The 6,810-nt window shown below is 64.8% G+C and carries 8 protein-coding genes and 1 pseudogene; 4 read left to right on the top strand and 5 right to left on the bottom strand.

Annotated elements, in window-relative coordinates:
* Window positions 1-95: 95 nt before the first annotated feature.
* A complete protein-coding gene (locus IVA80_RS07150) occupies window positions 96-329 on the bottom strand; it encodes a hypothetical protein (protein ID WP_247427233.1) in 234 nt (77 codons plus the stop codon).
* A gap of 336 nt (window positions 330-665) precedes the next feature.
* The gene (locus IVA80_RS07145; protein WP_247427231.1) at window positions 666-1,748 is read right to left on the bottom strand and encodes a hypothetical protein; all 1,083 of its coding nucleotides are present in this window, start codon (window positions 1,746-1,748) and stop codon (window positions 666-668) included.
* A 268-nt stretch (window positions 1,749-2,016) separates the two neighbouring features.
* Here IVA80_RS07145 and IVA80_RS07140 point away from each other — a divergent pair, with 268 nt between their 5' ends.
* A complete protein-coding gene (locus tag IVA80_RS07140) occupies window positions 2,017-3,060 on the top strand; it encodes a patatin-like phospholipase family protein (RefSeq protein ID WP_247427229.1) in 1,044 nt (347 codons plus the stop codon).
* A 6-nt stretch (window positions 3,061-3,066) separates the two neighbouring features.
* Here the strand turns inward: IVA80_RS07140 and IVA80_RS07135 are convergent, their stop codons facing one another.
* Window positions 3,067-3,495 (bottom strand): CBS domain-containing protein, encoded by a 429-nt coding sequence (locus IVA80_RS07135; protein WP_247427226.1) that lies wholly within the window; start codon window positions 3,493-3,495, stop codon window positions 3,067-3,069.
* 189 nt (window positions 3,496-3,684) lie between these two features.
* Window positions 3,685-4,521 (bottom strand): rhomboid family intramembrane serine protease, encoded by an 837-nt coding sequence (locus IVA80_RS07130; protein ID WP_247427224.1) that lies wholly within the window; start codon window positions 4,519-4,521, stop codon window positions 3,685-3,687.
* A 451-nt stretch (window positions 4,522-4,972) separates the two neighbouring features.
* Here IVA80_RS07130 and IVA80_RS07125 point away from each other — a divergent pair, with 451 nt between their 5' ends.
* On the top strand, window positions 4,973-5,527 hold the full coding sequence (locus IVA80_RS07125) for a PAS domain-containing protein (RefSeq protein ID WP_247427221.1): 555 nt from the start codon (window positions 4,973-4,975) through the stop codon (window positions 5,525-5,527).
* A 19-nt stretch (window positions 5,528-5,546) separates the two neighbouring features.
* On the opposite strand, the gene IVA80_RS07120 is transcribed toward IVA80_RS07125, so the two are convergent.
* The gene (locus tag IVA80_RS07120) at window positions 5,547-5,933 is read right to left on the bottom strand and encodes a hypothetical protein (protein WP_247427218.1); all 387 of its coding nucleotides are present in this window, start codon (window positions 5,931-5,933) and stop codon (window positions 5,547-5,549) included.
* A gap of 146 nt (window positions 5,934-6,079) precedes the next feature.
* Here IVA80_RS07120 and IVA80_RS07115 point away from each other — a divergent pair, with 146 nt between their 5' ends.
* Window positions 6,080-6,586, top strand: coding sequence for a GNAT family N-acetyltransferase (locus IVA80_RS07115; protein ID WP_247427235.1), 507 nt, complete (start codon window positions 6,080-6,082; stop codon window positions 6,584-6,586).
* Between the two features lie 120 nt (window positions 6,587-6,706).
* Window positions 6,707-6,810, top strand: a pseudogene (locus IVA80_RS07110) (S49 family peptidase); the annotation flags it as partial.

The raw sequence follows: 6,810 nt of genomic DNA, 5'->3' as shown, positions 1-6,810 counted from the left end.
TCCTGCCATGATGTCGCTCCTCATTGCGCCAATCGCAAACGAGGAATCCGCCAACACCCAATCAGTTCCGACGCAGATTTCTTGGAATCGATCGTCTAGTCCTCGCTGGACGCCGCGGAGCGATTGCGCAGATCGGCCTGCGACAACAGGAAGAACAATGCGCGCTCGCCATGATATTTGGCGGACGGCCGGGTGCGCTCGAAGCCATCGGCAAATATCTTGCCGGACTGGTCGCACACCTGCCATCGCCAGCCAAACCGCTTGCGCCTGGTGAGGATCACTTCGAACATGCCGACGCGCCTGGTCCCCTGCTCCTGCCGGTTTCGCAAGGCATACGCCTGCTCCGGCCCCCGTTTGACGGATGCCCGACATATAACGCAGCAGGACGGAAAGAGAAAAAAATTAATTATCGGAAACAGGTATCTTGCACGGCTGTGACGAAGTCGCGACGCTTGTGGAATAAGCCGATGGTGCCGGTGCTTGTCGGCCCTCCGACGCAGTTTGGTAGCGCTGATTGAGGTATTCAAAACGGAAGACAAAATGGCGTGGCGGAGAGCATCTGCTTTAGCGGTAACGGGAGATGGGACATTCGTGCGCTGGATGAGAAGTATTGCGCCAGGCGCGAAGTCCAGCGTCGGGCCGCATGCGGCATCATCGCTTAGGCACTAGCGCGCGACGACTTCCACTTCGCCGTCGACGCCGTTGACGACGTTGAAGCCGCGCTCGTAGACCTTGCCCTCGTTCTTGGCGATGGCGCGGTATTCGCCTTCGGAGAGCACGACGCGCGGGAAGGCGCCGATCGATTCCTTGATGACGTCACCGCCCGGGGTCAGCACCGACCAGGCGGTGTTGGCGAGCGCCTCGCCGCCCCTGTCGCTGACCAGCTTGAGCGTGATCACGGCGGCGCGGTGGGTGATGGTGACGTCGGTGAGTTTGCCGGCCTGGACGCGGATGTCCGAGCGCACCACCGAATTGGCGTCGCCATAGTTGGAGATGATGTAGTAGGTGCCCTCCGGTATCAGCACGACGTCGCCGGCGGCGACGTTCGGCACCAGCGAGGCGCGCTCGCCGGACTCGAACTGGCTGCCCTTGTAGATCGCGAACGAGATCTGGTTCTGCGGAATGCGGCTGGTGCCAACGCGGCCCTCGATGCGCAGGCCGCCGGCCGGCAGCAGGAAGGATTCGCGGTCGGTCTCGGCCTTGAGGCTGACGGTGCGCACCGCGCTGACGAGACCGAAGGCGACGTGCACGACGTAATTGCCCGGCGGCAGCACGATGTTGGGCGTGGCGTTGCGGTCCTCGCGGATCAGCTTGAAGGTGCCGTTCTCGTCGGGACGATCGGCAAACACGCGCCAGACCAGGCCGCTGGTGATCGGGGGGGTATCCTTGCCGTATTTGGCGGTCAGCGACAGCACGGCCTGGCCGGGCGCGGCCGCGTTGAGCGGCGGGGCCGACGGCACGCTCGCCGTGGGCGGCGGCATGCTGGGCGTTGCCGGCTGCATCAGGGTCGGCGGCAGGCTCGGAGGCCCGGCGCCCGGGCCAGGGGGTGGCGCCAGGCTGACGGCGCCGCCCGGGTCGGGCACCGAGGCGGGCGGCACCGGCGGCGGACGATCGGAGAAAAACTGCGCCTGGGCAGTGCCTTGGCCGAAGGTAACTTGGCCGAGGGTAACGATCGCAGCAACCATTAGCGCCGGCAGCAGCGATGTGCTGCGCCGCCATCCAATGATGCCGTCACCCCCGAGAGTCATGCCACATGCTTTTCACCGAAAACGCGGCAAATTCAAGCCTCTGAAATCCCAAGAAGTACGGCTCCGATACGGTTCTTTGGAACCCGGTTGACGCCTGCGTGATTAGTCCTGAGGTAACCGTCCATCGCCATACTCCTGCCCCGTGCCTTACCCAAACCGGCATAAACCATGCCTCGCCCCGGTTTTGGCGGAGTGCAGGTTTCTGGCGGAGTGCAACTGCGGTGCCTAGTCTGATCAGTGAGGCCGGCCCTGGCGGAGGAGAGTTTTGGTGCTGGATATGTTGAGGGGTCGGGGCGCGAACGGCTCCAATGGCGAGAAGGTCGGTCTTGGCAGCGTCAGACGGCCGGTCGTTGGCCTTGCACTCGGCGGTGGCGCGGCGCGCGGCTTTGCCCATATCGGCATCCTGAGAACCCTCGCTGCCAATGGCATCGTACCCGACGTCGTGGTGGGCACCTCGATCGGCGCAGTGGTCGGCGGCCTCTATGCGGCCGGCAGGCTCGACACCCTGGAAGACTGGGGGCGCAGCCTCCAAGGCATGCGCAACATCATCGGCTATCTAGACATCCGCCTCAACGGCTCCGGGCTGATCGGCGGCGAAAAGCTCGCCACCCGGCTTGAGCATGCGGTCGGCCAGACCCTGATCGAGGATCTTCCGATCAAATTCGCCGCGGTCGCAACCGAGGTCCGCACCGGCCACGAAATCTGGCTGACCCGCGGCCGCGTGGTCGACGCGATGCGCGCCTCCTATGCGCTACCCGGCATCTTCTCGCCGGTCCTGATCGGCGACCGCTGGCTGGTCGACGGCGCGCTGGTGAATCCGGTGCCGGTCTCGGCCGCGCGCGCGCTTGGCGCCGAAATCGTCATCGCCGCAAATCTTTCCAGCGACATCTTCACGCATTCCACGACGATCTATTCACACGGCGCGATGCCCGACCCGGCCCCGCCTGTGGTCGAGGAGACGACGCCCAAGCGACGCTTTCCGAGACTGTTCTCGCCGGAAAAAACCATGAAGCGCGAGTTCTTCGGCGGCGTCGGACGGCCCGGCATCTCCTCGGTGATGGTCGACGCCTTCAACATCATGCAGGACCGCATCACCCGCGCGCGCCTCGCAGGCGATCCGCCCGATCTTCTGATCACGCCGCGGGTCGGCCAGTTCGGCTGGTTCGACTTCCATCGCGCCGAGGATCTGATCGCGCACGGAGTGCGTGCGGCCGAACGCGCGCTGGATTCGATTCAGGAGGCCATCGAGGTGCTCGCGCCGGCGCCCGCGGGCAACGCGCCCAAAACGGACGCGTCCAAGGCGGACGAGTGAGGCCGCTCAGGCCGTCTTGATGTAGTCGCGCAGGGCCTCCTGCTCGGCTTCGTATTCCTGGACTCGGCGCTTGACGATGTCGCCGATCGAGATCAGGCCGACCACCTTGCCGCTGTCGATGACGGGCAGATGGCGGAACTTGCCGGTGGTCATGATCTCCATGAGCTCGGCGACCGTGTCGGTCTCCTTGCAGGTCACGACCTTGCGGGTCATGACCTGAGAGATCGGCTCTTCCAGCGCGCCGGCGCCGCGTTCGCCGATCACGCGCACGATGTCGCGCTCGGACAGGATGCCTTCGAGGCGGCTCTGGTTCATCACCAGCACCGCGCCGATCTTCTTCTCACCGAGCAGCTTGACCGCCGCAGCCAGCTTGGCGTCGGGCTCGACGCTCATGATCTGGTGGCCCTTGGTATTGAGAATGGAACGTACCGTCATTGTCGCCTCCCTGAATCGGATCCGTCCGCTGCTCGCGGTCCGGACTTGTTCTTCGAGTCTTCAACTAACAGTTTAGGCGCCGGTTTCACGCTCAGGCGCTTTGCGAAGGACCGCCGCTAGCGGCTTGTCACTTGGGAACATTCTTCTCGGGAATGATGGATGAATTCGGGCGGCGCCGCAAGCGCTGCTTCAAATACGGTTTGAAATGTCCTGTGATGACGCATCCGCAGCATCGTTTCGCACGCGCGGCACGGGATCGAACAGCGCGAACAGCAGAAGGCCTGCGAAAAAGCCGCCGATATGCGCCTGCCAGGCGACGCTTGTGGTTTCGGAATCGACGCCGATCGCGCCGACGCCGAAGATGATGTTCATGCCGAACCACACCGCGAGGAAGCCGACCACCCGCCTGTCGCGCAGCGCACGCGACAGCGGCAGCGCCGGAACCCTTGCGGCGGTGTCGGCGTCCGATCGGCTGAATGACAGGAAGCTGCCGCGGGCAAACGCAAAGCGGATCGCCGCCGCCATCGCGCCGGACACGGAGGCCGAGGCGCCGATCATCGGCGCCACCGCGTGCTCATGGGTGATCAGATGAGCGAGCGCGCCGGCCGCCGCCGTCACCGCGAGAAACAGGAAGAACCTGATCGCGCCAAAGCGCCGCGCCAGCGCGCTGCCGAACGGCAGCAGCCACAGCACGTTGAAACCGAGATGGGTCAGATTGGCGTGCAGCAGCGAATAGGTGACGAAGGTCCAGACTTTGGCGCCGGTACCGCCGGGGATCTGCAGATTGAGCAGCGAGGAATCGTAGCGCTTTGGGATGAAGCCGAAGACGTCGATGGTCCAGTTCTCGATCTCCGGCGGCAGCAGCATCCGCAGATGGATCACCGCCAGCAGGATGATGTAGGCGGTCAGCGCGACCGGCAGCGTCAGGATCGGCTCGCGCGGAGCCTCCTCGACGACGGCCGGCACGTCCTGCGCCAGATTTTGCGGCGGAGGATCTTGCGGCGGAGAATTTTGCGGGGAATCCAAGGCAGCTTCGCTTTCAGGGCGATCGGAGCGACAATCTTGGAGATAGTCGCCTTTGCCCACCCTGTGCAAGTGCACAAAAGGAAAAGGCAGGGCCCTGGGAAAGCCCTGCCTGTCCGTGTCGGCCTTCTGGGAGGCGGAGGAATAAGGTGTATCCCCACCCTCCCCGCGGCCCGCGACCAAACTGTTTGACGCCTGTGTACAGGCCTCGCCGAGAACCTGGATGAAAGCGGCGAGGCGTGCGACCGCGATCACCATAGCAGCGGGGCGTCGGGCGGAAAGCGCATAGTTAATTTAACGTTAACGACGCAAAGACGGCCTCCGGGGATGCGAAAACGCCTCCGCGGCATGGACGCTGCAAATCCCCTCCTGCACAACAACACAGGGATCGAGGGTGCACTGAAGCGGGACAGGTTTGTTCCGTGAGGTTGCGCCCCGAGGCGAGCGTTCAGTCATGAAACATCCGTCGAGCCGCGCGTTCTTCGCCTATTGGGACAAGAAGCGCGGTACTGCGCGGGCCCCTGACAGGGCCGACATCGATCCGGCCGCCGTCCGCGGCCTGCTCGGCGACATCTTCGTGCTGTCCTGCGAGCAAAACCTCGGCTTCCCGTTCCGCGTCGCCGGCACGCGCGTCTGCGCGCTTGCGGGAACGGACCTGAAGGACCAGAGCTTTGCGGCGCTGTTCACCGACGCCAGCCGCAGCGAGATCGAGGAGATCACGACCATCGTCGCCGACGAGACGCTCGGCGCGATCGCCGGCGTCACTGCGGCGCGCGAGGACGGCAGCAAGGCGCATCTCGAGCTGCTGCTGCTGCCCTTCAACGCCCGCCCGCATACGCCGGTGAGCGTCACCGGCGTGCTTGCGCCGTTCGACGACGAATGCGGCGCGCTGTCCGCGCTCACCCTCACCTCCTGGCGCTATCTGCATCAGCCGGAGAAGCTGCTGCCGCGGGCGATCCGCAAATTGCAGATCGCACGCGGGCTGATGGTGTATGAGGGACTGCGGTAGGCAGCTCCTCACATCGCCGTCACGGCATCGCCAGATGCCAGGCGCCGTTCAAAAAGCCGTCGCCGCTGATATCGCCGGGCTTGGTGTCCTTGGCGAAGGTGTAGAGCGGCTTGCCCTTGTAGGCCCATTGCCTGGAGCCGTCGTCGCGGGTGATGACGGTGTAGCCGTCAGCCGCGGCATCGCTCGCCTCGGCCTTCAGCACCGGCCAGTTTGTCGCACACGGGCCGTTGCAGGCCGACTTGCCGTCCGCATCCTTGTCGAAGGTGTAGAGCGTCATGCCCTTGGCATCGGTGAGCACGTTGCCCTTGTCGGACTTGCCGGTCTTGGCCGGCGGCGCGGCGAAGGCAGCGGGGATGATCGCGAGCGATATTGCGAGCGTGAGTGCGAGGCGGATCGAGGACGTCATGGTATCTCCTGTCATGCAGTTGGCTTGCATGGGTAGGACGCCGCGCAACGTTTCCTATTCCTGGGACGGCGGCAAAGATATTTTTCGCTGCGCGCATCTGCGCAGCGGAATAAACTGGAATGAGTGAGGCGGACCAACGGATCGACATGAGCAAGCCGCATTGGCGTCCCGCGTGCACCTCCGACCTGCCCGCGATCAGCGCCATCGCAGCGCGCATCCATCCGGACCTCGCTGAGCGTCCCGAAGTGGTTGCGGAGAAGATGCGGCTCTATCCCGATGGCTGCCGCGTGCTCGTCGCCGGTGAAGATATCGCCGGCTATGGCCTCACGCATCCCTGGACGCAGAACCGGATTCCGCCGCTCGACGGCTTCCTCGAACGATTGCCCGATGATGCGGATTGCCTCTACGTGCACGACGTCGCTGTGCTGCCGCACGTTCGCGGCGGCGCTGCGCGCGACTATATCGCGGCGGTCGCGGAGCTGGCGCGCGCGTCAGGCATCACAACGCTCGCGCTGGTCTCGGTCTACGGCACACGGCCGCTGTGGGAACATCTCGGTTTTCGGCCCGTCACGGCGGATGCGGACCTGCGCGCAAAGCTCGCACCCTACGGCGATGGCGCGACCTACATGCTCCGCGATCTCGCTGCGACGTAACGTCCCCTCTCCGGCCGCCCGGCTTACGCGGGCGTAACGTCACCAATCGCGACATCTCGCCCACTTACATGAAGCAGACCGACCCCCGCTACAATTCGGCGCTGCGTGATGCCGGCGGAGGTGGTGGAGGTGGTGGAGGTCTACGGGGTGACCGGCGCAGTGACGCATTTCCGCCCCGGCATGTCGCTAGGAGGCTTTTCGCGGGTGTTGGAGCGGGGGTTTTG

This window comes from Bradyrhizobium sp. 139 (genome assembly GCF_023074175.1).
In the GTDB taxonomy this organism is placed as follows: Bacteria; Pseudomonadota; Alphaproteobacteria; order Rhizobiales; family Xanthobacteraceae; genus Bradyrhizobium.
Note: the sequence above shows the minus strand (reverse complement) of the source record. Positions and strands in the feature narration are given on the sequence as shown.